The organism is Gottfriedia endophytica, from assembly GCF_017814275.1.
Taxonomy (GTDB): Bacteria; Bacillota; Bacilli; order Bacillales; family Bacillaceae_G; genus Gottfriedia; species Gottfriedia endophytica.
Window position 1 is genome coordinate 15,981 of sequence record NZ_JAGIYQ010000011.1, and the last position, 25,240, is coordinate 41,220.

Annotated in this window: 25 protein-coding genes and 1 tRNA gene; 5 read left to right on the plus strand and 21 right to left on the minus strand. The window is 34.5% G+C overall.

From position 1 onward, the window contains the following. Positions 1–37: 37 nt before the first annotated feature. The 9 genes from J5Y03_RS14705 to J5Y03_RS14745 all read right to left on the minus strand — a co-directional run bounded on the left by J5Y03_RS14705 (position 38) and on the right by J5Y03_RS14745 (position 8,417). The gene (locus J5Y03_RS14705; RefSeq protein ID WP_209406754.1) at positions 38–1,573 is read right to left on the minus strand and encodes an acyl-CoA carboxylase subunit beta; all 1,536 of its coding nucleotides are present in this window, start codon (positions 1,571–1,573) and stop codon (positions 38–40) included. 3 nt (positions 1,574–1,576) lie between these two features. Further along, positions 1,577–2,356, minus strand: coding sequence for an enoyl-CoA hydratase-related protein (locus J5Y03_RS14710; protein ID WP_209406755.1), 780 nt, complete (start codon positions 2,354–2,356; stop codon positions 1,577–1,579). Positions 2,357–2,359: 3 nt separating this feature from the next. Further along, positions 2,360–3,268: a hydroxymethylglutaryl-CoA lyase gene (locus J5Y03_RS14715; RefSeq protein ID WP_209406756.1), complete on the minus strand. Its 909-nt coding sequence runs from the start codon at positions 3,266–3,268 to the stop codon at positions 2,360–2,362. A gap of 13 nt (positions 3,269–3,281) precedes the next feature. Beyond that, positions 3,282–3,500, minus strand: a complete 219-nt coding sequence (locus J5Y03_RS14720; protein WP_209406757.1) for an acetyl-CoA carboxylase biotin carboxyl carrier protein subunit — start codon at positions 3,498–3,500, stop codon at positions 3,282–3,284. Positions 3,501–3,510: 10 nt separating this feature from the next. Further along, positions 3,511–4,851: an acetyl-CoA carboxylase biotin carboxylase subunit gene (locus tag J5Y03_RS14725; RefSeq protein ID WP_209406758.1), complete on the minus strand. Its 1,341-nt coding sequence runs from the start codon at positions 4,849–4,851 to the stop codon at positions 3,511–3,513. Positions 4,852–4,863: 12 nt separating this feature from the next. Then, the gene (locus J5Y03_RS14730) at positions 4,864–6,009 is read right to left on the minus strand and encodes an acyl-CoA dehydrogenase family protein (protein ID WP_209406759.1); all 1,146 of its coding nucleotides are present in this window, start codon (positions 6,007–6,009) and stop codon (positions 4,864–4,866) included. Positions 6,010–6,157: 148 nt separating this feature from the next. After that, positions 6,158–6,880 carry an amino acid ABC transporter ATP-binding protein gene (locus J5Y03_RS14735; protein ID WP_209406760.1) on the minus strand — a complete coding sequence of 241 codons (723 nt, stop codon included), beginning with the start codon at positions 6,878–6,880 and terminating at the stop codon, positions 6,158–6,160. Further along, a complete protein-coding gene (locus J5Y03_RS14740) occupies positions 6,877–7,533 on the minus strand; it encodes an amino acid ABC transporter permease (protein WP_209406761.1) in 657 nt (218 codons plus the stop codon). The genes J5Y03_RS14735 and J5Y03_RS14740 overlap by 4 nt, the downstream gene beginning before the upstream one ends. 71 nt (positions 7,534–7,604) lie before the next feature. Further along, positions 7,605–8,417, minus strand: a complete 813-nt coding sequence (locus tag J5Y03_RS14745) for a basic amino acid ABC transporter substrate-binding protein (RefSeq protein WP_209406762.1) — start codon at positions 8,415–8,417, stop codon at positions 7,605–7,607. A gap of 526 nt (positions 8,418–8,943) precedes the next feature. Here J5Y03_RS14745 and J5Y03_RS14750 point away from each other — a divergent pair. Beyond that, positions 8,944–9,016: transfer RNA gene (locus J5Y03_RS14750), tRNA-Ala, on the plus strand. A gap of 611 nt (positions 9,017–9,627) precedes the next feature. On the opposite strand, the gene J5Y03_RS14755 is transcribed toward J5Y03_RS14750, so the two are convergent. Beyond that, a complete protein-coding gene (locus J5Y03_RS14755; RefSeq protein ID WP_209406763.1) occupies positions 9,628–10,656 on the minus strand; it encodes a WG repeat-containing protein in 1,029 nt (342 codons plus the stop codon). A 176-nt stretch (positions 10,657–10,832) separates the two neighbouring features. On the opposite strand from J5Y03_RS14755, the gene J5Y03_RS14760 reads away from it, so the two are divergent. Then, the gene (locus J5Y03_RS14760; protein ID WP_245208910.1) at positions 10,833–11,525 is read left to right on the plus strand and encodes a helix-turn-helix domain-containing protein; all 693 of its coding nucleotides are present in this window, start codon (positions 10,833–10,835) and stop codon (positions 11,523–11,525) included. 486 nt (positions 11,526–12,011) lie between these two features. On the opposite strand, the gene J5Y03_RS14765 is transcribed toward J5Y03_RS14760, so the two are convergent. Then, positions 12,012–13,724, minus strand: coding sequence for a peptide-N4-asparagine amidase (locus J5Y03_RS14765; RefSeq protein WP_209406764.1), 1,713 nt, complete (start codon positions 13,722–13,724; stop codon positions 12,012–12,014). A 633-nt stretch (positions 13,725–14,357) separates the two neighbouring features. Between J5Y03_RS14765 and J5Y03_RS14770 the strand changes: the two genes are divergently transcribed. Next, on the plus strand, positions 14,358–14,678 hold the full coding sequence (locus J5Y03_RS14770; RefSeq protein ID WP_209406765.1) for a hypothetical protein: 321 nt from the start codon (positions 14,358–14,360) through the stop codon (positions 14,676–14,678). 50 nt (positions 14,679–14,728) lie between these two features. On the opposite strand, the gene J5Y03_RS14775 is transcribed toward J5Y03_RS14770, so the two are convergent. From J5Y03_RS14775 to J5Y03_RS14785, 3 genes are all read right to left on the minus strand, one after another. Continuing rightward, positions 14,729–15,382: a thermonuclease family protein gene (locus J5Y03_RS14775; protein WP_209406766.1), complete on the minus strand. Its 654-nt coding sequence runs from the start codon at positions 15,380–15,382 to the stop codon at positions 14,729–14,731. A gap of 453 nt (positions 15,383–15,835) precedes the next feature. Next, positions 15,836–16,048, minus strand: a complete 213-nt coding sequence (locus J5Y03_RS14780) for a hypothetical protein (protein WP_209406767.1) — start codon at positions 16,046–16,048, stop codon at positions 15,836–15,838. 25 nt (positions 16,049–16,073) lie between these two features. Then, positions 16,074–16,574 (minus strand): GNAT family N-acetyltransferase, encoded by a 501-nt coding sequence (locus J5Y03_RS14785; protein WP_209406768.1) that lies wholly within the window; start codon positions 16,572–16,574, stop codon positions 16,074–16,076. Between the two features lie 363 nt (positions 16,575–16,937). Between J5Y03_RS14785 and J5Y03_RS14790 the strand changes: the two genes are divergently transcribed. Both J5Y03_RS14790 and J5Y03_RS14795 read left to right on the plus strand, forming a co-directional pair. Continuing rightward, complete coding sequence (locus J5Y03_RS14790; protein ID WP_209406769.1) at positions 16,938–17,357, plus strand: MarR family transcriptional regulator; 420 nt, start codon at positions 16,938–16,940, stop codon at positions 17,355–17,357. Positions 17,358–17,371: 14 nt separating this feature from the next. Then, positions 17,372–18,886 (plus strand): MDR family MFS transporter, encoded by a 1,515-nt coding sequence (locus J5Y03_RS14795; RefSeq protein WP_209406770.1) that lies wholly within the window; start codon positions 17,372–17,374, stop codon positions 18,884–18,886. Between the two features lie 108 nt (positions 18,887–18,994). Here the strand turns inward: J5Y03_RS14795 and J5Y03_RS14800 are convergent, their stop codons facing one another. From J5Y03_RS14800 to J5Y03_RS14830, 7 genes are all read right to left on the minus strand, one after another. Further along, positions 18,995–19,333: a YmaF family protein gene (locus J5Y03_RS14800; RefSeq protein ID WP_209406771.1), complete on the minus strand. Its 339-nt coding sequence runs from the start codon at positions 19,331–19,333 to the stop codon at positions 18,995–18,997. Between the two features lie 203 nt (positions 19,334–19,536). Continuing rightward, a complete protein-coding gene (gene rbsB, locus J5Y03_RS14805) occupies positions 19,537–20,451 on the minus strand; it encodes a ribose ABC transporter substrate-binding protein RbsB (RefSeq protein ID WP_209406772.1) in 915 nt (304 codons plus the stop codon). Between the two features lie 12 nt (positions 20,452–20,463). Then, positions 20,464–21,438, minus strand: a complete 975-nt coding sequence (gene rbsC, locus J5Y03_RS14810) for an ABC transporter permease (RefSeq protein WP_209406773.1) — start codon at positions 21,436–21,438, stop codon at positions 20,464–20,466. Position 21,439: 1 nt separating this feature from the next. Next, complete coding sequence (locus J5Y03_RS14815) at positions 21,440–22,921, minus strand: sugar ABC transporter ATP-binding protein (RefSeq protein WP_209406774.1); 1,482 nt, start codon at positions 22,919–22,921, stop codon at positions 21,440–21,442. A gap of 18 nt (positions 22,922–22,939) precedes the next feature. Further along, complete coding sequence (gene rbsD, locus J5Y03_RS14820) at positions 22,940–23,335, minus strand: D-ribose pyranase (RefSeq protein ID WP_209406775.1); 396 nt, start codon at positions 23,333–23,335, stop codon at positions 22,940–22,942. After that, a complete protein-coding gene (gene rbsK / locus J5Y03_RS14825) occupies positions 23,332–24,216 on the minus strand; it encodes a ribokinase (protein WP_209406776.1) in 885 nt (294 codons plus the stop codon). Before rbsK ends, rbsD begins: the two co-directional genes overlap by 4 nt. After that, positions 24,209–25,198 carry a LacI family DNA-binding transcriptional regulator gene (locus J5Y03_RS14830; protein ID WP_209406854.1) on the minus strand — a complete coding sequence of 330 codons (990 nt, stop codon included), beginning with the start codon at positions 25,196–25,198 and terminating at the stop codon, positions 24,209–24,211. The genes rbsK and J5Y03_RS14830 overlap by 8 nt, the downstream gene beginning before the upstream one ends. Positions 25,199–25,240 lie beyond the last annotated feature (42 nt).

Sequence of the window (25,240 nt, forward strand, 5' to 3'; positions counted from 1 at the left end):
CGAAATGCCTATCTAAGGGACTAATTTGAGTTGTGATTTATACTGGATAAACCCCGTGTTTCTTACCTTTTGATTTTAACTGATAAGATTGGTTGTAATAATTCATACGCTTAATTAGCTCAATGCGTAATTCCTCTGGATCAATGACTGCATCGACTACTAATTCTGAAGCAAGTCTATACAAGTCAATATCCTCAGCATACTCTTTTCTCTTCTCCTGGATAAAGGCTGCTTGGTCTTCTTTTGGAAGACTAGCAATCTTCTTCGCATATACCGCATTAACCGCTGCTTCTGGACCCATTACGGCAATTTGAGCAGAAGGTAAAGCTAATACGCAATCACTTTCAAATGCAGGGCCTGCCATCGCATATAAGCCCGCTCCATACGCTTTTCTCACGATAACAGAAATTTTTGGAACAGAAGCATCACTCATGCTAAATAACATTTTAGCTCCGTGACGGATAATTCCTGCACGTTCGACTTTTGTACCAATCATGAATCCAGGTACATCCGTTAGGAATATTAATGGGATATGGAAAGAATCACATAAGTTAATGAATTTTGCTGCTTTATCAGCGGAGTCGTGGAATAAAACGCCACCTTTTACTCTTGGTTGGTTTGCAATGATTCCAACGCTTTTTCCATCTAATCGTGCAAAACCAGTTACGATCTCTTGAGCAAATAGTTTTTTGATTTCAAAGAATGAACCTTCATCTACTAAGTAGTCAATGCACTCATGCATATGGAAAGGTGCATTTTGATTTGCAGGTATAAAATCTGTTAACGATTTTTCTTTCTTTATTGGCTGTTTTGCTTCATATGTAGGCGGTGCTTCATTTGCTGAGTTTGGAAGATATGATAAGTAATCTTTTGCTCTTAAGATAGCTTCTTCCTCAGATCCACATAAAATGTCTCCACACCCAGATACTGAGCAATGCATTCTTGCGCCACCCATTTCTTCTAATGTTACCTTTTCCCCAATTACCATTTCTGCCATACGAGGAGAACCAAGGTACATTGATGCATTTCCTTCAACCATGAAGACAACATCACAAAAAGCAGGAATATAAGCTCCACCTGCAGCAGATGGACCAAATAATAAACAAACTTGTGGAACTTGACCAGACAATTTGATTTGATTATTAAAAATTCTTCCTGCTCCTCGTCTACCTGGGAACATAAATACTTGATCAGTAATTCGTGCCCCAGCAGAATCAACTAAATAGAACAATGGGCATTGTAATCTTTCACAAGTTTCTTGGATACGAATAATTTTTTCAACTGTTTTTTCTCCCCAAGATCCAGCTTTTACTGTTGAATCATTCGCCATTACACAGACAGTTCGCCCATTGATTGTTCCAATACCTGTTATAACACCATCAGATGGAAACTCATCATTTACACAATTAGCAAATAGACCATCTTCAACAAAACTACCTTCATCTAAAAGTAATGCTAATCGATCTCTAGCAAATAGTTTACCTAGTTCAGCATTACTTTCATGATATTTTGATTTTCCACCTTTTTTAATTTCTTCTATACGTTCTTGATATGATAGCTTTGTATCGTTCATCGACTAGACCCCCTTATATTGCGGCTTTCTTTTTTCTTTAAACGCTTGTAATCCTTCTAAACGATCATTTGTATGTAAAATACTTCCATATGCTTCATTTTCAAATGAGAGTCCTTCTTCAATTGAGACTGAATAACCATCTTGAATAGCAGACTTAGCTGCCCTGATTGCCAGTGGGCCGTTTTGATTGATTACTTCACAAATCGAAAGTGCTACATTAAGAGCATCTTCGCTATTTGTTAATCGTTCTACAATCCCAATTGCAACAGCTTCATCAGAATCAATTTTACGACCTGTATAAATTAACTCTTTAGCCTTTCCAACCCCAATTAATCGTGCTAATCGTTGTGTTCCACCTGCTCCAGGAATAATACCAAGAGATGTCTCTGGTAATCCAAAAATAGCATTATGCTGAGCCACACGAATATCACAAGCTAGTGCTAATTCAAATCCACCACCAAGTGCGATTCCATTTACAGCAGCTATAACTGGCATTGGTAGTTTTTCAATTTTATAGAATAACATTCCAATCTTTCCAACAGTCTCTTCTACTTGTTCAATTGACATGTCTCTACGTTCTTTTAAATCCGCTCCACTACAAAAGTAAGATGATCCAACTCCTGTAATGATGACTGAGCGGACAGTTTTATCAGTTGATAGTTCATCAATTTCTTTATGTAAGGCATCAAGAAGTGATAGTGAAAGGGAATTGGCTTGATTAGTACGGTTTAATTTTAAAATTTTCGTGTATCCACTTTTTTCAATTAGCAACGTTTCTTCCATTCTCTAAAACTCCTTTGTCGTTTGAATGACGTTCCATAATTTACTTGTAGGTTGTTTATGCAATTTATCAGAAATAAATGTTGCAGCCCGTACGACGTCTTCTAAACGGACATTCGTTTCAATTCCTAGACTATGTAACAATGAAACAACATCTTCTGTTGCTACATTTCCACTAGCTCCTGGAGCATATGGGCATCCACCAAACCCACCAGTCGAAGCATCAAATACAGAGATTCCCTGTCTTAAAGATTCATAAATGTTACTGATGCCTCTTCCATACGTGTCATGAAAATGCATCGCACATTTCTCTACAGGAATAACTTGTAATAAATGTTCTAAAAAATGTCCAACTTGATATGGATTTGCAATCCCAATCGTGTCTCCAAATGAAATTTCATCAATTTCTAAAGCTAGTAAACTTTCAGCTAACGAAATAACTTTCTTTTCATCTACATTTCCTTCGTATGGACATCCGAATACAGTAGAAATGTATACTCTTGTAGTTTTTCCATAATCTTTACATTCGTTTACCATTTTTTTGATTTCATTTAAAGAGTCTTCGATTGAAACATTCTTATTTTTACGGTTATGTGTTTCACTCGCTGATAGAAAAAAGTTCACTTCATCAGCATCAACAACAAAAGCACGTGTTAGACCACGTTTATTCGGAACTAATGCAGCATACGTAATATCTTTCTTCTTGTTAAGAGCCATGAAAAGCTCTGATGAATCACTTAATTGTGGGATCCAATCTGGACGAACAAATGAAGAAACTTCAATATAACTAAGTCCGCTTTGTTCTAACAATTGAATCCATTTTAATTTGTCATTTGTTGAAACAAATTTCTTTTCATTCTGTAAACCATCTCTTGGGCCAACTTCTTTGATTGTTACCTTTTTAGGAAGCCTCAATAGTGTTCACCCCTTATAGTTTTTCAACTTCAATTAAAGGATCTCCTTCGTTTACAAAATCTCCTTCATTAACATATGTTTTTACTACTCTACAACTATATGTAGATGTGTGAGGAATCTCCATTTTCATCGATTCCAAAATAACAAAATCTTGATCACTATTTAATTGATCGCCTTCACTAACTAATAGTTTCCAAACACTACCTGCCATCATTGCTGTTAATTTTTCCATATCCATTACCTCATTTCACTTTTTGATATTCATTAATAAAATTAGTAGTATAGTTACCTTCTCTAAAACTATCTGTTTCTAATACTCTTTGTAAAAATGGTAGATTTGTTTTAATTCCTGTGATTTCAATTTCTTTTAAATAAGTTTCAAGAACTTGAATTGCTTCAAATCGATTATTTTTTGTAACAATAATCTTTGCTAATAATGGGTCATAGAATGGAGAGACACTCCAGCCATTATAAATATGTGTATCAATTCTTATATTTTCGTGTTCTGGGAATAGGCAAGATGTTATTTTACCTGGTGAAGGGAAGAATGTTGTTGGGTCTTCTGCATATAGACGTAGTTCGATTGAATGTCCTTCACTTGTTACTTCACTTTCATGAACTGGTAACCGCTCCCCAAAAGCCACTCGAAATTGCCATTCTACTAAGTCAATTCCTGTAATACCTTCTGTTACACCATGTTCTACTTGAAGTCTTGTATTCATTTCTAAAAAATAAATGTTTTCTTGTTCATCCATTAGAAACTCAATGGTTCCAACATTACAATAGTTCAATGATTTAGCAATATGAAGTGAATAATCTTTTAATTTTTTACGTCCTACTGATGATAAAAATGGAGATGGCGCTTCTTCAATAACTTTTTGGTTTCTTCTTTGAATTGAACAATCACGTTCAAATAAAAAGACTGAATGGCCATGTTGATCTCCAACAATTTGTGTTTCAATATGTCTTGGAGAAAGAATTGCTTTTTCAAGAAATACATCACCGTTTCCAAAGAATTGAGCAGCTCTTTGCTGAGTCGGTAAAAATTCTTTTTCTAATTGATCAGGATCAGAGATTAGCTTCATTCCGATTCCACCGCCACCACTTGATGCTTTTAGCATAACTGGATAGCCAATCTCTTCGGCAAGTCTAATAGCCTGGTCAATTGAAGTTAACGGATTTGAATCTCCCTTAATAACAGGAATGTTTAAGCTTTCCATCAGTTGTCTTGCACGGATTTTTTCACCCATTAATTCAATATGCTCTGGAGATGGTCCGATAAAGATAATTCCTTCTTCTTTACACCGTCTTGCAAACTCGGTATTTTCGGATAAAAAGCCGTATCCAGGATGAATTGCAGTAACGTTACTTGATTTTGCGATTTGAATAATCTTCTCTATATTTAAATACGTGTCTTTTGTTTGATTTCCTTCTAAAGGATATGCTTCGTCACTTAATGAAACATGTAAGCTTTCTTTATCAACATCAGAATAGACTGCAACTGTTTGATAGTGTAATTTTTTACAAGTTTTTAAGATTCGAACAGCAATTTCACCACGATTTGCAATTAATACCTTGATCATAAAGTCAACTCCTTATCGACAGCCTAATTGTCTTGCTATAACCATTCTTTGAATTTCAGAAGTTCCTTCACCAATTTCAAGAAGTTTCGCATCTCGTACTAATCGCTCAATACCGTATTCTTTCATATAGCCATATCCACCATGAATTTGTAGTGCTTCATTTGCAACTTTAGAAGCCATTTCAGATGCATACAACTTTGCAAAAGCCGCTTCTTTTGAAAAAGGTTTGTTATTGTCTTTTAACCAAGCCGCTTTATGTACCATATTCCTTGCTAATTCAACACCCATAGCCATATCAGCTAGCTTAAATTGAATTGCTTGGAAATTAGAAATCGATTTACCAAACTGCTTTCTTTCTTTTGCATATGCAAGAGCTTTTTCAAATGCTGATTGAGCAATACCTACAGCAAGAGCGGCAATTGAAATACGTCCACCATCAAGTGTATATAAAAATTGGCCAAACCCTTTTGTAGAATCTCCCAATATATTTTCTTTAGGGATTTCAACATCATTTAATACGATTTGGGTTGTATTCGAAGCGCGAACGCCCATTTTGTCATAAGGTTCAGAGATGCTTAAGCCAGGTGTATTAGTTGGTACGATGTAAGCACTTACAACTTTCTTTCCGTTTTCATTAATTGAATTGTAAGCTGTACAAATTACAGTATTTGAATAGCTAGCATTTGTTATCCAACATTTTTCTCCATTTAAGATAATAGTATCTCCGTTATCTGTAGCCTTCGTTTGTGTACCACCTGCATCTGATCCAGCATTAGGTTCAGTTAACCCAAATGCCCCAAGTGTTTGACCACTTGCCATTGGTTTTAAAAACTTTTGTTTTTGCTCTTCAGTTCCAAAATAATAAATTGGGGATGCACCAAGTGAAGTTGTAGCAGCAAAGCTTAATCCTGTACCTCCACAAGCACGGCCAATTTCTTCAACAGCTAAACAATAACTGATTGTATCAGCACCAATTCCACCATACTCCTCTGGGAAAGGAATACCTAGTAAACCTAATTCACCCATTTTTTTAAAGGTTTCGATTGGAAATTTACTTTCTAAATCATTTTCATGAGCAAATGGCTCAATTTCCTTTTCTGCAAAACTACGTACCATTTCCTTAATTGCTAATTGCTCGCTTGATAATGTGAAATCCATTGAATCATCCTCCTGATATAATAATTTTAATAGATAATTTGAAAGATTTTGTATTTTTATGATTCAAAGCCTTTCAATTATTCTTATATTAAAACCTTGTTTCCAAAGGGGGTATAAATCAGTACCTTCTGAAAAACAAAGTTTATAATCAAAGTACTTTACTTAAAAATGCTTTCGTTCTTTCGTGTCTAGGACCACCAAATAGTTCATTTGGGATATTTTCTTCAACAATATATCCCTCATCCATGAAAATGACACGATCTCCAACTTCACGAGCAAAACCCATTTCGTGAGTAACAACGACCATTGTCATTCCTTCCCTAGCCAGCTTTTTCATAACTTCTAACACTTCTCCTACCATTTCTGGATCAAGGGCTGATGTCGGTTCATCAAATAATAATATTTTGGGTTCCATAGCAAGTGCTCTTGCAATTGCAACACGTTGCTTTTGACCACCAGATAATGAATTAGGATAAGCATTTGCTTTATCAGCTAATCCTACTTTTCTAAGAAGTTCTAAAGCTTTTAATCTAGTTTTTTCTTTATCCAATTTTCGAACTTTTAAAGGAGCAAGCATGATATTCTCAAGTACTGTCTTATGTGAAAATAAGTTGAAATGTTGAAAAACCATGCCAACTTCAGTTCTAATTTCATTAATATTTGTTTTTTTATCTGTGATATCAACGTTTTCTATATATACTTTTCCATCGGTGATCGTCTCTAGCATGTTAATACACCTTAAAAAAGTGGATTTACCAGAGCCTGATGGTCCTATTACTACAACTACTTCCTGGGGTTTAATGTCTACGTTAATATCCTTCAATACTTCATGATTTCCAAATGATTTTTTTAAATTAGTAACCTTAATCATTCTGTCGCCAACTTTCTTTCAATGAGATTAAGTACTAAGCTTAGTGAAAGTGTTAAAATAAGATAAATTACAGCGGCTGTTAAATAAGGTTCCCAAACACGGAAATATTGTCCTGCTTCTGCTCTACTCCAGTACATTAGTTCGGGAGCGGCGATAATGGCTGCAATAGACGATTCCTTTATTAATACGATAAATTCATTTCCAAGTGGTGGAATCATTCGTTTTGTAGCCTGTGGTAATATTACATATCTCATTGCTTGAACATGTGTCAGTCCAAGAGAACGAGCACCTTCCATCTGTCCTTTATCAATTGATTGAACACCTGCACGAAAAATTTCAGCAATATATGCCGCTGAATTCAATGATAGAGCGAGAATTGCAGCGAGAATTGGATTCGTTTCACCAGTAAATAAAGGAACTAATCCAAAATGAATCAACAAAATTTGAACAAAAAGAGGAGTACCTCTAAAAAAAGCAATATAGCAAATAAACGGCCAGCTAAGGAACTTGTTTTTCATCATTTTTCCTAAACCAATGAATAAGCCTAAAAATGTTCCAATAAATATACCTGCTAAAGAAAGACCAATGGTATAGGCTGTTCCTTGTGCTAAATAAGGAGCGTATTCTTTAATGATCTCAAATCGAAAGTCCATTACTTGTCCCCCTATTAGATAAAAATTGCGCAACACTAGATTGTTAGAGTTACGCAATTCTATTCAACTGTTTACTTACTTTGTTCGTCTTTTAATCTCTTCATGTCTGGTTCTTTACCAAATCGATCTTTAAAAATTTTACGATACGTTCCATTATCCATAATTGCTTTAATCGCTTTATCTAAACTTGGTTTTAACTTACTTCCTTTTGGTAGCATTACACCATAGAATTCAGGCTGAAAATTACTCTTATCTGAAATAACCTTTAATTTTTGAGTAGGATTATTTTTTGCATACTCTTCAACAACAGTATTATCAGCAACAACTGCATCTGCACCGCCGTTCACTAACTCCATTATGGCAAGCGCATTACTTTCAAACTTTTTAATATTCTTACTTTTCTTTCCAAGAATTTTTTCGGCGTATGCTTGACCAGTTGTGGCATTTTGCACAGCTACAACCTTCCCTTTTAAATCTTTTGCGGACTTGATTTTACTATTTTTAGGAACGAGAATTTCATTGATTGATAGAAAGTAGGGGAGTGTAAAATCATATGTTTTTTGTCGATCTTTATCGATCGTTATGGAAGAAATTCCAGCATCCGCTCTTTTATTTCCTAGTTCAACAAAGATTGGATCCCAGCCAATATTTTCTACTTTTACTGAATATCCAGCTTGTTTACCTATTGCTTTTATAATATCTACATCAAAACCTACGATTTTTCCTTTATCCATGTATTCAAATGGAGCATATGTAGCATCCGTTACAATACGTAACGTTTTTGTTGATTTTGCACTTGCTAATTCTTGATTCGAACCAAATGTAGACAACATAAATGCAGTAGACAATGATAAAACAAGAGCAGTAAGGCCAACTTTTTTCATTTGCTTCCCTCCGATTTTTTTATAAAGGATCAAGTCAAACACATTATAAAATACTGAAAATTTTATATATTTTGACTTAACTAATTATATCTACTTTTAATTTTTTATGCAATATGGTATCTCTCGAATTAAAGAGAAGTAGGTTTGATTAATTCTGATTGTTATATAGAATAATTCTGCAATATCAACGATAAATTAAACACTATACCCAATAATATTGAGATATTATTAATTTCCAATATAGGATAACAGTAAACCACTTTTCACTATTTCCTATTAATAGATTTCATAAAAATTGTTTCCATATTGCTATAAGAACTGCAATCTATAGTCTATTTTCTAACTACATGGTGATCTATACAATTTTAAATGTAATTGAAAATATAATATTATTATGTAAACCTAAATCCGATTTGATTGTTCGAAGACAATTTCGTATATTATTGTAGAGCTATTTTTAATCATTGACCATCTTTTCTGAATAAACTAAAATTAAGTTGTTAAAATTTAATAACTTTATACATTCGGGGCATTAGCTCAGCTGGGAGAGCGCTACGCTGGCAGCGTCGAGGTCAGGGGTTCGAGCCCCCTATGCTCCATCGATATTCACTAAAAAAACCTTGATAAATTTCATGGTTTTTTTTTCTTTAAAGCACTACTGTGAATTTCGGACATTTTCACCAACAAAAACGACAATAATACAATATATCTTATTGATTTAAATATATCGGTTTATTTTTAAAATCTTATGATTACACTCTACTGACAAATTATGAAAAACTCCAAGTGTTAAGGGAATTCTCAATAATTAGAAGAAATCGTTATATCCTAAATGATGTTTCTTATCTTAAAATGGATTTATCGTCGAAGTGAGGAGTATGACGGACTTTTGTTCCGTTATTTTTGTCATTAAGGGGATTTTATAGGAGTAAAAGGACTATGGTTCCGTTAAAAGTCTAGAAGAGGTAATTCTTATGAATTATAATAGTATATCGATCTTGTGTCCTAAAATCTTTTCACTTTGAAGTGAATTTTGGAAGTAACGGATTGTCTGTCCTTGAGACCTTTGAGATTTCTAAAATACCCATTTCCTCATGACTACCCCTTAATAGATAATGTACATGTTAGATGCACATAAAAAAGCCAGCAAAAAATCACTGGCTATCTTTTACCTTTTTTCTTCAAAGGTAAATTTTAAAAATATAGACACTCATTTTCTTTTTGATACGGGAAGCGGATTTGTAATAAAGTAATAATATCCCTGGCCTCCATCTGCAACAACCGCAACTCCATTATTAAATGAATATCCCGAAAAATCATCCTTAAATTTAATCACTTCTTTGTCGTTTTTGTCGATATATCCCCCTTGTCCGTTAATTGTATTAACGTATGCTAATCCTTCTGAGAAACTGTATACTTCATTATATTTTAATTTAATAACTTCATTTCCTGTTTTATTTATGAAACCCCATTTACCTTTAATCTGAACTGGTGCTAGACCTTCATCAAATCCATAAACTGTATCATATTTTGACTTAATTATTTGTTTACCTTTTTTATCAATAAATCCCCATTTCCCATTGCTTTTCACACCTGCTAAGCCTGCATTATAGACATGAACATCCTGATATTGGGGAGTAATAACTTGTTTACTATTTTTATCAATAAATCCCCATTTCCCATTTATTTTTACAGGAGCTAAACCTTCAAAAAATCCCCAAACTTTTTCATATTGAGGTTTAATAATTACTTTTCCCGACTTATTAATAAAACCATACTTTCCATTATTTTTCACATGAGCTAAACCCTCTGAAAAAGAATTCGTATCTTCATATATTGTTGGAATTACAATTTTACCGGATTTATCGATATATCCCCATTTATTATTTTTTTCTACCTGAGCAAAACCTTCACTAAAACTAAAAGCAACCGCATCAAATTGTGGCTTCACAATTACTTTTCCTGACTTATCAATATATCCCCACTTATCACCAATCCTTACCGCTGCCAGACCTTCTTTAAAATCACATACTTCATCATATAAAGCTTTTATTACAATTTGTCCGTTGACATTGATAAAACCAGATTTATCATCTCCAGGTACATAATATTGCGCTAACCCTTCGCTTAAATCACCAACTTCTGCATATGGAAGATATTTAACTTCTTTTGCATACCCTGTAGATGTTATTCCAAACATCAGTAGAGTTGAGAAAAATGTAAAAATGAGTTTTTTCATTTAATTGTCTCCTTTTTTCCTAGTCTATTAGTACATCTGACTCATCTATCATACAAATGGTAGATTTCATATTTCTACGGACTATGAGTACCATTTTTGATTTTTTCGACAAAACCTTGATTTTTTTGCTATACATTCCGATAATAAAAATGAATTTTTTAAAGAGGAGTACTATTATGTTAATAGATATTCAAAAGGATTTTGGTTTACGTGTCAAAGAACTCCGTGCACGATGTGGAATGAGTCAAGAGGTTCTTGCTATACATGCTAATTTAGACAGGTCATATATCGGTGGCGTAGAAAGAGGAACACGAAATATTAGCCTACAAAATATCGAAAAAATAACCAATGCATTGAACGTGAGTCTGAGTTATTTCTTTTCTGAAGAAAGATTTTCAACTGAGCCTGCTTATTTGCAAAAAGATTTCAAAATTCCTTTTTCCGAGCGCTTTAAATATCACATTGATCGAGATAAAAAAATATTATCCTTCCAAGTGACTAACTTAGTAACTGAAGATGAGGTTGATTTCATAACCGCTTCTTTATCTAAAATTTGGTTAACTTTTAAAGAAGGAGATCTGAATATATTTGTCGATCATCGCGAAATGAAGGATTCTAACAGTGAGGTTGCTGTTTTTTCACCAGAAGTAGCAAAAAAATCTTTAATACTTCAACAAAAATTACTTCCATATACAAATAAAGCTGTTATTTTATGTAATTCGGAATTTATGGTTAATCAATTGAATTTTTTGACAAAAGTTAGTGGCGTCTATGATAAATCGCATCATTTATTTGGAGAAAATAAAAATATGTTTGGAGAGGCTTATCAATTATTAGAAATACATGGGCATGAAATGATTAAGGAGTAGTATATAGAATTTGATCTTATAGCTAAAAATTCAATCGTTACAGTAATAAATTTGTTTTTAATTCTTGATTGAAAATAACAGTGTAACTTCTGAATTCTTAACAAGTAACTCCTTAAACTAACAACCATTATTGTCAAATAAACTAATTTTCTTGTTGTGGCAGTGCGACTAACTACAGTGGGAGAGCGCTACGCTGGCAGCGTCGAGGTCAGGGGTTCGAGCCCCCTATGCTCCATACAAAATGAAGTAAAAAAACCTTGATAAATCAAGGTTTTTTCTTTTCACATTAAACTTTCTATGATAGACAAAACACTAATTAAAACTTCTTGGTCATAATTTGGTCATATACTAAAATAAGTATTATACCAACAAAAAGAAGAAGCAATGAGAATGCATATTTCGGAAACCTTTTATGTTGAGCTTTGTTTGTATAAGGCGTTGTCAAAAATAAGGGCCCTTCCTGTTTAGGAAGAGCCCTTAAAACCACTATTTATTTCCTTTCCCCTTTTTAGCTAATGACCCAAGCTCTAAATTGTAAGTCACTTGCCCTCCATGGGACATTAACACTTGATGATAAGAGTGTTCCATTGAATCTTTAAAATCAACCGTTGCGGTTGTGGCACCTTGCGCTGTATCTTTACTTGCCCGATTGAGAGATGCATAACCTTGGGTATTTAAATACAGTGTGCTTTCATAGGGTGCCTTCATGGTAGGACCATCAAGCACATTGTAAACATGCAAGGATTGAATTAAATTTGACGGAAGCAAGAATCCTGGTGTTCCATTATTTGGAGTCATATAGCCTGAACCGGAATCAAGGGTATAAACTGTTTCAGTATGCTTAGTTGCTGCCCCTTGGCCCCGCTTCGCAAACGATTCATCTGAAATAACAACCTGTGCATTATGAACGAGCTGAACGCCGCCTTCATTATAATTCGTTTGATCACTGGTCAGATTCCGTGACATTTGGATGCTAGAAGTATAACTTTCCCCTTTGGACTCAATAGTCCCCTCGATTTCATAGTTTTGGTTAGCATTTTCTCCGAACAAATTATTGTCATTTCCAAACAAATCATTTTTCGTTTTATCGGAATTGGTTGGGAATGATAATGTATTTTTTACAATTTTCCCTGTTGTTGGTTTCCCGTCATTTTCGTATAAAAATAAGGAACCGCTCAAGAGCCAATAATTAATATGCTGACCGACTTTCAGACTTAATGTATGTTTGCCCCCTAATAGTCCAGCAAATGGCGTTAAATTAACACGGTAAGATGGCATGTCTAGCGTATTAATCCCCTGGATCGGCCGCCATAAATATGGATTCACACCGCCCGTAAATAAGGTAGGCTCGGGCCATATTGCCCCGGCGGGCTGCCCGTCAACATAAACCTCTATCTCACGGAATGCTGGCTGCAATGACCACCAAAATTCATCATCATTTTGTGGAACCACATAAAGGTCGAGATATGCTCCAATCAAGTCGTTCGGTAAATCAAGCGGAACATCCATGGATGGATTATTATCATACAAATAAAAAGGGGCCGCATCCTTGGTGATAGAGACAATTTTTTCAGGTGTTTTGATTTTTAAAGGATCATCATCTTTTTCCTTGTTGCCCTTTTCCTCAGGGAAAAATTCAAGCTGTACGGACATTTCCGGTACACCTGTATAAGTGCTATTTACATAGTTTTCAAGCTTTGTTGTCAGCACTTGTTTCCCTTGGAGGATGGGGAGATATTCCGTAACATCCTTTTGAATCTTCCATTCAATTCCGTCTTTTGTCGGTTCAGGTGTAACCCCTACAAATAGTTGGGAGCTGCCGGCCCAAATTTGGAAAAGGCGGTCATATTGTCTTCCTTGCTGAGTCCCTGTAATGGTTAACAATACTTTTCTCCATTTTCCGGACGGCAGATCGACCTCACTTTTTACCGGAGGCACCGCATTTCCGAACTTCTGCTTATCCAGCACTTTTACAATGGTTGGTGTTGTTGAAGGAATGGAAAGGGGAACACCAATTGAAATGGGATTATCCGTTTTGCTGAATTGCTCCTTATTTGCAACCGTTAATGTTCCAACAACCGGTTTCTTCTGTGCGGCCTGCTTGTCAGCGAAGATGGATTGGGTGCTTCCCAACGCTACCAAGACAAGCGCCAAGCCTGTACATGCTGTACATGCCAGCTTCAGTCCTTTTTTCTTCATAAAAAAACTCCTCCTTAGTTATTTGAATATTATGAAAATTCTCTCTGATAGCAAAAACCACCTTCCGACTTTTGACTCATTTTTTAATGATTCATAAGTAGTAACCCCTAAAACGAAAGAATGCCCCCTTTAATTGTTAAAGAGGGGCATCCTTTTTAATATTGAACTATGACCACCGGGTAGTATTTTTAAAATGTCAAAGAAACTAGGAAAGATAACTGCTAAATGTGAAAGAAAACTTCACCGTATATAATCGCAATAATGATAAGAATATCAATAATAATCAGTGCCCATACTAAATATTTCATAATAATAAGCAACCTTACTAGAAACAACAACATTTCAACTACATTAATACTAAAAATAACTTACAAATAAATTGTTAATTCTAATTAGTTATTACGCTTCTGAAAAATGGTACAATCTATTTTAATTTCTAAGAACTTTTTTTTACTTCATTAGACTGAAAGCCATCCCAAATGATCAGGAATGGCTTCCTAATTTTTTACGGAAATGGAGCATAGGGGGCTCGAACCCCTGACCTCGACGCTGCCAGCGTGGGAATTGTAATATCCTTTAGTATTTTTAAATATCTTATAGTAGTGATATAACTATATTTAAGAGGATTTGTATATGAATAAAACCATTTATTTTGATAAATGCTTAAGAGAAATCACAGTTAGAAATGATTTAGTAACAGCAATTTTGTTTTTTGAAGTAGTCCCATATCATGAAAATTGCTATGCGAAAGATTTAAAAGGTGTTAAGACGCTTTTTTTAGATAATCAACCAATCAATGGTTTCTCAGGAAACTTTGTAACTTTATTAGCAATTCTTTTTTGTATTGGTTGTTTCTTCTATGAACCAATGAAATATTTATCCATCATCGCAATAATCCAAATCATTTACCGATTATATTCCTACTTCGTTTTTGAAAGACACATAGAAAAATAGCATAAAAAATACCCCTGCAGAAATTTCTCCAGAGGTTTTCTTCAAAAATATTATTTCTCACATGCCCAATTATCATGATCTCGATCCATCTTAGCTTGATAAGCTGGATGCCCTTTTGGAACACCATGAGGATATACTTTTCTTAAGTCTGTACAGTTCGCAAATACTTGAGTTTTGATACTTGTACTTGTTTTTGTAGTTACTGGTTTTTTGGAAGAAGAAGAAGTGGTTGTTTTTCTACTCCATAAGCCCACTTTATTTCTTTGTGCTTTTGCTTGTAAGCTTCTTAATTCAGATTCGTATGAATATGTACCATAGTCATAAAACTGTTTTACATATCCTTTATTAATTAGTGTTTTTTGGAAAAGTGATCCATTAACCCATACCCATGCTAATGTACGACCATATTTATCTTTCTTAGGTCCATCATATTGTAATTGAATTGATTTAGCGTGTTTTAAAACATTACAAGTGTATGTAGATGCTTCTTTTCCATAAGGTTCGATACGATTAGTAGATTCTGGTGTATCAACATATAAGAATCTAGTTTTTCCTACCTTTGTAAAATAAGCCGTATCACCGTCAACACACTTCGTTAATTTAACCGTGAACTTTGCTCCAGCTTGAGCATTTACATTTTGTACTTGAAATACGCCAAAAATAGAAATAATTGCTACGATAAGTACACTTAAAATTCTCTTCATCTTGTTGCTCCTTCTTAGTTGTAATATAGCAATTACCAAATTTTTAAGAAGTGATATTTTTTAGATTCCATATTATTAAGTTGTCATGGTACTATATTTGAATTGCTTTTATTGTTCAAAAATAACCGTTTAACAGTTAATATTAAAAGAATTCCATAAAATTTCACATATCCCAAAATTTGGTCAATATAATGTTAACATATTATTAAACTGTTTTCTTATAAAACTGTTTCAAATCAATTTAAAAAGACACTCATTGAGTGCCTTTTTGTTTTATTACTAATTTTATCGATCATAAAGCTTAAAAATACTTGATTAGGTTATTTAAACCAAGGCTAAATAATCTTACATTTATACCCGCCATCATTACCTTGAAATAACGTATGTATTTGGTGAATAATTAAAATGGATGTTTTTAGTTGTGGAAAAAATGTTTGATATAATCCTGTTCTTCTAAGTAGGTTTTCTTAGTGATCTCATCACCAGAATAAGTATAATACTTATCATTTTTTTAGGTATAGTAATGATAATCGTTTTCACTTCATTTTGATTATTTTTAAAGTTACTATTTATCCAATTACGTAATATGATTTCATCCGTTTCTTTATTACTTATTTTCATTGATTCAAGTTGATTAAGTAAATAGTTTAAATTTGCACTAGTCATTTCAATTCGTTTTATGTAATTCGGATTAACCAAGTCTATACTGTATTAGTTGACTCTCCACTCCTAAATATTCCTCTGTACCTTCTCGACTAATTTCTCTAAATCCTATTTTCTCAAGCATTTTTTGTGAACGACTATTCGTTTCATGTGTTTCTGCAGTAAAAACTTTAATTCCGAGTTTTTTGAAGCCATAATCAATCATACATAGAGTAGTTTTATACCCTATTCCATGTCCCCATAAAGTACTCTCTCCAATTGCAATTCCGTATTCAGCGGTATGTTCCTTAATATTCGCTAAGTCTACATATCCAATTAGTTTCTCATTATATTCAATTCCCTTTCGAATAAAATGTTCAGATTCATTATTCACACAACGGATCCACCAAGTGTATAATTCTTCTTCACTTCTATTTGTTTCCCATCCATTCGCTGTACAAAAATGATCATCTTTGCTCCAAATTAAAACAGTTTTAATATCATCTATTAATAAAGGTCTAATTTTTATTGAATTCTCTTTGTTAATCATGTAAATATTTCTCCCTTAAATAATAAATTTTACGATTAAAAGATTTTTATCTACATAATTTAAAGATATATTTTTAAAATCCTTTATTTCTTAAAATAAAAGATATTTTTCTTTCATAAATAAGTGTGGCTACTTAGAGCTTCTATTCTACAAATTTTGGATGAGAAATATTTTGTATTTGAACATTATCGTAAAACACTTTAATTGACATCAACTTTCCCCTTCTATATAGTTATCTTAGCAACTAAGATAATTAGTAAGTAAATCTTTTTTATGTATTCATCTTAAATAAAGAAGGAGGGAAAAAAACTGTCAAAAAAGCTTTTACATAAGAATGAATTTTTACCATTAATTCTTAAAGAATTGAGAAAGTTTAATACTACGATTCATATATTTAATGAAGGTGTTGCTACAAATCTTCATATAAATGCGACAGATTTAAGGTGTAGAGATCTTCTTAATCAAACTGGACCAATGACTGCTGGACAATTAGCAAAACTTACAAACCTAACAACTGGTGCTATTACTGGAGTGATTGATCGTCTTGAGAGAGCGGAGCTTGTTGAAAGAATGCAAGATCCGAATGATCGTAGATGTGTGATTATTCAACCTTTAACTCATCGGAATTCTGAGGTCATTCAATTATTTAAACCTTTGCGTGACTCTCTATCCCAATTATTTAAGAAATACAGTGAAGAAGAATTAAATTTAATACTAGATATTTTGGTTCAACTCAATTTATTGTTTTCAACAGAGACGATGAATTTTACAAGTACAGAATAATAAGGAGGCTTTTTATGGTTTCAAAAGAAAGTAAAGTTGGTTTTGTTGTAGCTGGCTTACTATTAGGAATGTTCATGGCTGCAATGGATAACACAATTGTGTCTGCTTCAATGCCAACAATTGTAGGAGATCTAGGTGGTCTTGATCAATTTGTTTGGGTCACATCTGCTTATTTAGTGGCTTCAATGGCGAGTATGCCGATTTTTGGTAAATTATCAGATATGTATGGTCGTAAACGATTTTATTTATTCGGACTTGCGATTTTCTTAATTGGTTCAGCACTTTGCGGAACAGCAGATACGATTATCAAATTAAGTATTTATCGTGCGATTCAAGGGATAGGCGGAGGATCGTTAATGCCAATCGCCTTTACAATCATTTTTGATATTTTCCCACCAGAAAAACGTGGAAAAATGATGGGGTTATTTGGAGCGGTATTTGGTCTATCTAGTGTAATCGGCCCATTATTAGGAGCTTATATTACCGACCAAATTAATTGGCGCTGGATTTTCTATATTAACTTACCTTTAGGTATCGTATCTTTCATTTTTATTTCTCTATTTTATAAAGAATCTCTTCAACTTAAAAAACTTAAAGTCGATTGGTTTGGTGCGATCACATTAGTTGGTTCTGTTGTCAGCTTAATGTTTGGGCTTGAACTTGGTGGAAATAAATATGCATGGGATTCTACGCAAATAATTTCTCTGTTTTCTATTTTCGCAGTGCTTTTCATTTCATTTATGATTATTGAAAGAAAAGTTCAAGAACCAATTATTTCTTTCAGTTTATTTAATAAACAACTATTTGCAGCAACACAAGGTGTAGCATTTTTCTATGGTTCAGCGTTTATTATTACAACAGTATTAATTCCACTATTTGTTCAATCAGTATACGGTGGAAGTGCAACAAACTCTGGGGTTATTTTAATTCCTATGATGTTAGGCTCAGTAGTTGGTAGTCAAACTGCAGGTCAATTAGTAAGAAAATTTAGCTACCGTAACATTATGGTAGTATCAGTAATTTTATTTTTCACAGGTATGTATTTATTAAGTACATTAGATCCAAGTACTTCTCGCTCTATTGTTACGATCTATATGATCATCACTGGGGTTGGAATGGGTTGTTCTTTCTCACTTCTAAGCATGGCAACACAACATAATATTGAGCCACAAAAACGTGGTATTGCAACATCAACAAATACATTCTTTAGATCATTAGGAATGACACTTGGTGTAACGATTTTTGGAACAATTCAAAACCATATCATGAAGAACAATCTTCAAGACGCATTAGGTAATATGAAAGGATTTGCAGGACATATCGATTCACACACAATATTTACAGCTCAAGGCAGAGCTTCAATACCGCCAGAAATTCTTCATAAAATTACAGATGCAATGGCAAGTTCTGTTACATCAACATTCCAATGGGCATTAATCCCAATTGCATTAGGATTTATCGCTATTCTTTTAATGGGTAACGAAAAACTAGTTGTTCCAGCGCAAGAACCGAAAAGAAAGCAAGCTTAATAGTTGAAAAAAACATTATTTTGATATTTTCATTCAATTGGAATTACCATAATTAAATTGAAAAAGTCTGAAGAAACTAAATCTCTTCAGACTTTTTTGTTATATAAGTCATTTATTCCCGGGTGCAGGTTGGTCTACTCCCTTTATATGATGTTTATGCCCATTATCTTCTGTTGTATAAAAATCATAATAATGAACATGCATTCCATTCCCAAGAGGTATGGCTGGACCCGAGTATGCCTTGTATTGATGAGTATGTCCATCCTCATATAATACGTACCCTTCTGTATAGTGGATATGACCACCATCTTGTGTTTGGATAGGTGGAGATGTTACATCTAGACATTGATGGACATGACCACTCACTACTGACGTGTAATCAACGGATCCATGGTTATGATGTGGTACAAAACCTGAAACAAAATCATCTTTACCTGCTCTATGCAATTTTCCCACCCCTATTAAACGTAGATAAGTTCTATAAACTGTATGTTTTTCTAAAAAAGGTTATTCTTGTTTACTTAGGTTAAAATGGAAAAGTATCATTCTTTAATTCTATTTCAGGGGGAACAGAAAAAAATAAATAACTTAATACAAAAGGGCTTCCCATAAGTTAGTTACTCTGACTTATGGGAAGCCCTTTACAATTATTATTTAGTCACAAGTTTTAAAGGAGCAGGGATATAATTTTTCACTTTTTTCCCTTTTAAAACATCTCCTGCAGCATTAATAGCTAATTTACCGATAAGCTCTGGTTGCTGTGCTACAGTAGCATTTAATTTTCCGTCTTTAATGGATTTAAGAGCGTCATCATTTCCATCGAATCCAACTACAACGATGTTTTTGCCTGAGCTATTAATCGCTTCTAAAGCACCTAATGCCATTTCATCATTTTGAGCAAAAACAGCTTGAATATCTGGATGACCCTGAATCAAATTCTCCATAACATTTAATCCTTCTGTACGGTCAAAATGAGCAGATTGACTTTCCACCACATTAAGCTCCTTATCGGCAATTTGATGGAAGCCCTTACCTCGTTCATTGGTTGCAGATGCACCTGGTACACCCTGTAATTCTACAACTTTTGCTTTCTTGCCAACTTGTTGAATAATATAATCTGCAGCCATCTTCCCACCTTTAATATTATCGGAAGCGACCAATGTTTCTACTTTTCCTTTGTCAGCAGAGCGGTCAAGAGTAATAACAGGTACACCTGATTCATTTGCTGATTGAACAGCTGTTGAAATCGCTGCAGAATCAGTTGGATTAATTAAGAGTGCATCTACACCTTGCTGTAATAAATCTTGAACATCATTTACTTGTTTTGCTGAATCGTTTTGAGCATCTACAACGATAACAGTCATACCTTTCGCTTTCGCTTCTTTAACAACACCGTTTTTCAACGAAACAAAGAATGGGTTGTTTAACGTAGATACCGATAATCCTATTTTGATATTTTTAAGATCATGCTTCTTTGCTGGCTTTGCCCAGTTTGGCGGTTCCATCGAGCATGCTCCCAATAACATCAGAGATAAAGTCATAAATAATAAGAGTAATTTTTTCATCCTGTACCCCTCCTATGCTGCTGCTTTTTTACGATCTAGTAAGACAGCAATTAAAATTACAATCCCTTTAACGACCATTTGATAAAATGATGACACGCCAAGTAAGTTTAGACCATTGTTTAGAGTACCAATAATTAATGCACCAATGAGAGTACCAAATATTTTCCCACGTCCACCTGATAAGCTTGTCCCACCTAATACAACTGCTGCAATGGCATCCAGTTCATAGGAAGTACCAGCTGTAGGTTGTGCAGAATCAAGACGTGAGATTAGGATAGCTCCTGCTAATGCAGAAAGCATTCCCGCTAATGAATAGATCATTACTTTTACACGAGATACTTTTATTCCTGATATCATAGCGGCTTTTTCATTTCCACCGATTGCATAGGTTTTACGTCCAAATGGTGTTTTTTGAAGAATAATATATAAAACGATAAAAGCGATAATCATGGTGATGGCTGGAACAGGAATTCCTAGCTCATAGCCACGTCCAAACAACTGAAATAATCGACTATTGCTTAATCCAGTAATCGGATTTCCGTTAGTATAAACAAGAGTTAACCCACGAAAAACTGTCATCGTTGCTAATGTTGCAATAAAAGGAGCCATTTTTCCTTTTGTTATAAGGAAACCATTAATCATCCCCATAACTCCACCTAAAAGTGTACCTATAATAATAGCTAAGATAGGATCCATGCCGGATACCATCATTCCACCCATTAATGCACTTGATAGTGCTAAAATGGAACCGACAGATAAATCAATTCCTCCAGTTAAAATGACAAATGTCATCCCGAAAGCAATTAAAGCATTAATCGCCACTTGTCGTAATAGATTTAATATATTTAGTGGCTGTAGAAAACTTGGATTTAAAATGGACACAATGATAACAATCATGATAAATCCAAGAAGTGGTCCAAGTTTTTGTATCGTATTACTTACATGATTCACCCGTCCAATTGACTTACCTTCACTAACTGATTTCATCTTACTGACCTCCTGTTGCTAATGTCATAATACGTTCCTGAGTTGCTTCTTCTTTTACTAATTCTCCGCTGATTTTTCCTTCGTGAACAACTAATACACGGTCACTCATACCCAGAATCTCTGGAAGTTCTGATGAAACCATAATAATCGCCACACCTCTATCAGTAAGTTCATTCATTAATTGATAAATTTCTCGTTTGGCTCCGACATCAACACCTCGTGTTGGTTCATCCATGATCAAAACCTTTGGTCCGATTCCAACCCACTTAGCAATGACCACCTTTTGCTGGTTCCCACCCGAAAGACTGCCAACTCTTGTCGTAGATGATTGAGTTTTTACCGTTAATCTCTTAATTAACAGTTCAACAAAATCACGTTCATCTTTTTCCTTAATGATAAAATTAGGTGCAAAACTTTTTAAGCTTGGAAGCACCACATTATCTGAGATGGAAAAATCTAATACAAGTCCTTCGTCTTTTCGATCTTCTGTGATGAAACCAATTCCTAGCTTAATGGCTTGATGAGGATATTTAATGAATTCTTGTTTCCCGTTAACCAATATTTCTCCTGAATCAAATCCATCTAACCCAAAAATAGCTCTCATGATTTCGGTACGTCCTGCACCCATTAAGCCAGAAACACCTAATATTTCACCAGTTTTGACTGAGAAGCTAACATTTTCAAACGAACCTTTTTTTGTTAAGTGCTTTATCTCAAGAATGGTTTCACCTAAGCTAGGGGTACGCTGTGGAAATCGTTCCGTCAATTCACGCCCAACCATTTTTCGAACGACCTCATCAAAACTAGTCTCTGGTATGTTTTTTGTATCTACGGTTTTTCCATCCCTCATTACCGTAATGCGGTCGCAAATAGCAAATATTTCTTCCATTCGGTGAGAAATATATACGATGGAAACGCCTTCTTTTTTCAATGCAGCGATGACTTCAAAAAGCTTTTGAATCTCTCTTTCAGTTAAGGCGGCCGTAGGTTCATCCATAATGATTACTTTCGCATCAGTTAATAATGCCTTTGCGATTTCAATCATTTGTTGCTGACCAACCGAGCATTGACCCGCCTCAAGATCTAAAGGGATGGATACAGACAATTTTTTAAATTGTTCTTCTGCTAACGCTTTCATTTCACTAGTTTTTAAAAAACCAAAAGAATTTTTGAGTTCTTTCCCAATAAATAAATTTTCTAATACCGTCATATCTGGCCATATGTTCAATTCTTGATGAATAAACGTAATGCCAAATTTTTCGGCCTCTTTTGGATTGGAGAAATAATGTTCCTTTCCATCAATCGAAATGGATCCTTGATCCAATTTATGAAGACCTGTTAGGATATTCATGAGTGTCGATTTACCGGCACCATTCTCACCCATTAGTGCATGTACTTCCCCATTACGTAGCTCAAAATCAACTCCAGACAATACTTGGTTTGATCCAAATGCTTTATGAATCTCTCGCATTGTAATCTGCATTTCGTTCACCCCTTTTTACTAAAAAATGACTCCAGCCTGTAAAATACAATTGGCATATGGTGTTCCCTCACCGGTACGAATAATGGCCTTTGCCTTTTTTGTAAGTTCTTTAAATTGTTCGTGAGAAACCATCTCCATAGATAAATATGAGAATTGTTCTTTCATATATTGATAAGTTGCTGGATTATTTGCTTCAATTTCATTTGCTAATACAACTTGTTCAATTTTCATATCGTCTGCAATGATAGTAACAACTTCTTTAAAGCTTGGAACACCAAGCTTTAAAGCTAAATCAATTTTTTTAACACCTTCAGGAACTGGTAATCCAGCATCTGCAATAACGATCAAATCTGTATGACCCAAATCAGATAGTATTTTTGAGATATGGCTATTTAAAATCCCATGTCGTTTCATGATGAAATACTCCCTTCAACTTCAGCTCTCAGCGGCATTCCGCCTTGTGCTCCAAATTTCGTAACAGAAAGTGATGCGGCACGATTTGCGAAAAGTACGCTGTCTTCGATGTTTTTTCCTTCTGATAAAGCAACAGCAAATGCAGCATTAAACGTATCACCTGCACCAGTTGTGTCTACTGCCTCTACCTTGAAAGAAGGAATGAGCATTTCTTTTTCACCATTAAAATATCGAACACCTTGCTTACCTTCCGTAATAAACAACTTGTTTGGATATTTTTTTAACGCTTCTTCCTTTGTTAAATCCTCAAACAATATTGATGCTTCATGCTCGTTAGGAGTCAGATAAGTCGCTTTTTCGATAACCGTTTGACTGATAACACGTGCTGGAGCCGGATTTAATAAAAGTGGAACACTGTATTCATGACAAAGGTCCACCACATACTCAACCGTTTCTTCAGGAATTTCCTGTTGAATCAGTACCATTTCCGCCTTCTGAATAATCTCTTTTGCTTTTTCAACATATTTTGGGGTTACATTGTTATTGGCACCCTTTACAACGATGATGCTATTGTCGCCTTCTGCCAATATAATATGTGCTGTACCAGTTTCTATATATGTAACCGGTTCCACATAGTCAATAAGCACATTATTTTGTTTGAAATTCTTCAAAATAATGTCCCCATAATTGTCGCTTCCGACACAGCCTATCAAATAAACTTCAGAACCTAATCTTGCGGCGGCCACCGCTTGGTTCGCACCTTTTCCACCAGGAATTGTCTTGAACTGTTCTCCAATAATCGTTTCTCCTGCACTTGGTCGCTTCGATGCCGAAACGACCAAATCCATAGATGAACTCCCAATCACTACAAGCTTAGACATGCTCATCAACCTTTCTCGTTGTACTTCTTTCAATAAATGAAACAGGTAATTGTATGTTATGATCTATTTTTTTATCATTCTTAATTAATCTTATTAATAATTTCGCAGCTTCTCTTCCCATCTCATAGGCTGGCTGCCTAATCGTTGATAATGATGGATATAATAAACTACTTAGCGGAATATCATCGAAACCAATAATTTGAATCTCATTTGGAATCGATTTTCCAATCCGCAATGCTTCATGTAAAACTGCTGTCGCTACAATATCATTACTTGCAATGATACCATCTGTATCAATATATTTTTGAAAAAGATCCTTTGCCCATTTTTCTGCATCCTTAAAGGAAAACGAGGTTGTCGACATCACATTGAAATTAACATCTGATGAACTCAATACCTCAAGAGAACCTTGGAATCGGTCTAGTGCGGTTTGTAAATGGGCAGGCCCTTTAATTAACGTAATACATTTACTTCCTCGTTTGATTAATTCCTGAGCAGCTATTCTCCCGCCCTCTTTCCCATCTGCATACACTGAAGGAAGACTAGAAGCTGTCCGATCGAGAAAAACAACTGGAATTGATAAATCATTATAAGTTGTTTTACTCAAAGTATTAGTCATTGAAATAATTCCAATTACATTGTTTTGCTGAAAGGTTTGAATATAATCTTGTTCCTTTTCAGCGTCTTCATCAGTGTTCCCAAAGATTAATCGAAAGTCATGGTCTCTCATTTCATCCTCAACACCACGAGCTAGCAATGGAAAAAAAGGATTGGTGATGTCAGGAAGTAAAAGCCCAATTAGCCGTGATTTTCGTTTGTACAGGGATCGAGCCACTTCATTCGGACTATAATCTAATTCTTTAATTGCTAAATTTACAGCTTTTTTTGTATCTTCATGCACGTAACCTGTTTCATTTAACACTCTCGAAACCGTCGCAACCGATACTCCAGCCGCTTTTGCTACATCACGAATAGTTGCCAGCTGTTTTCACCTCTTTCATATGTAACCGTTTACACATAAAGA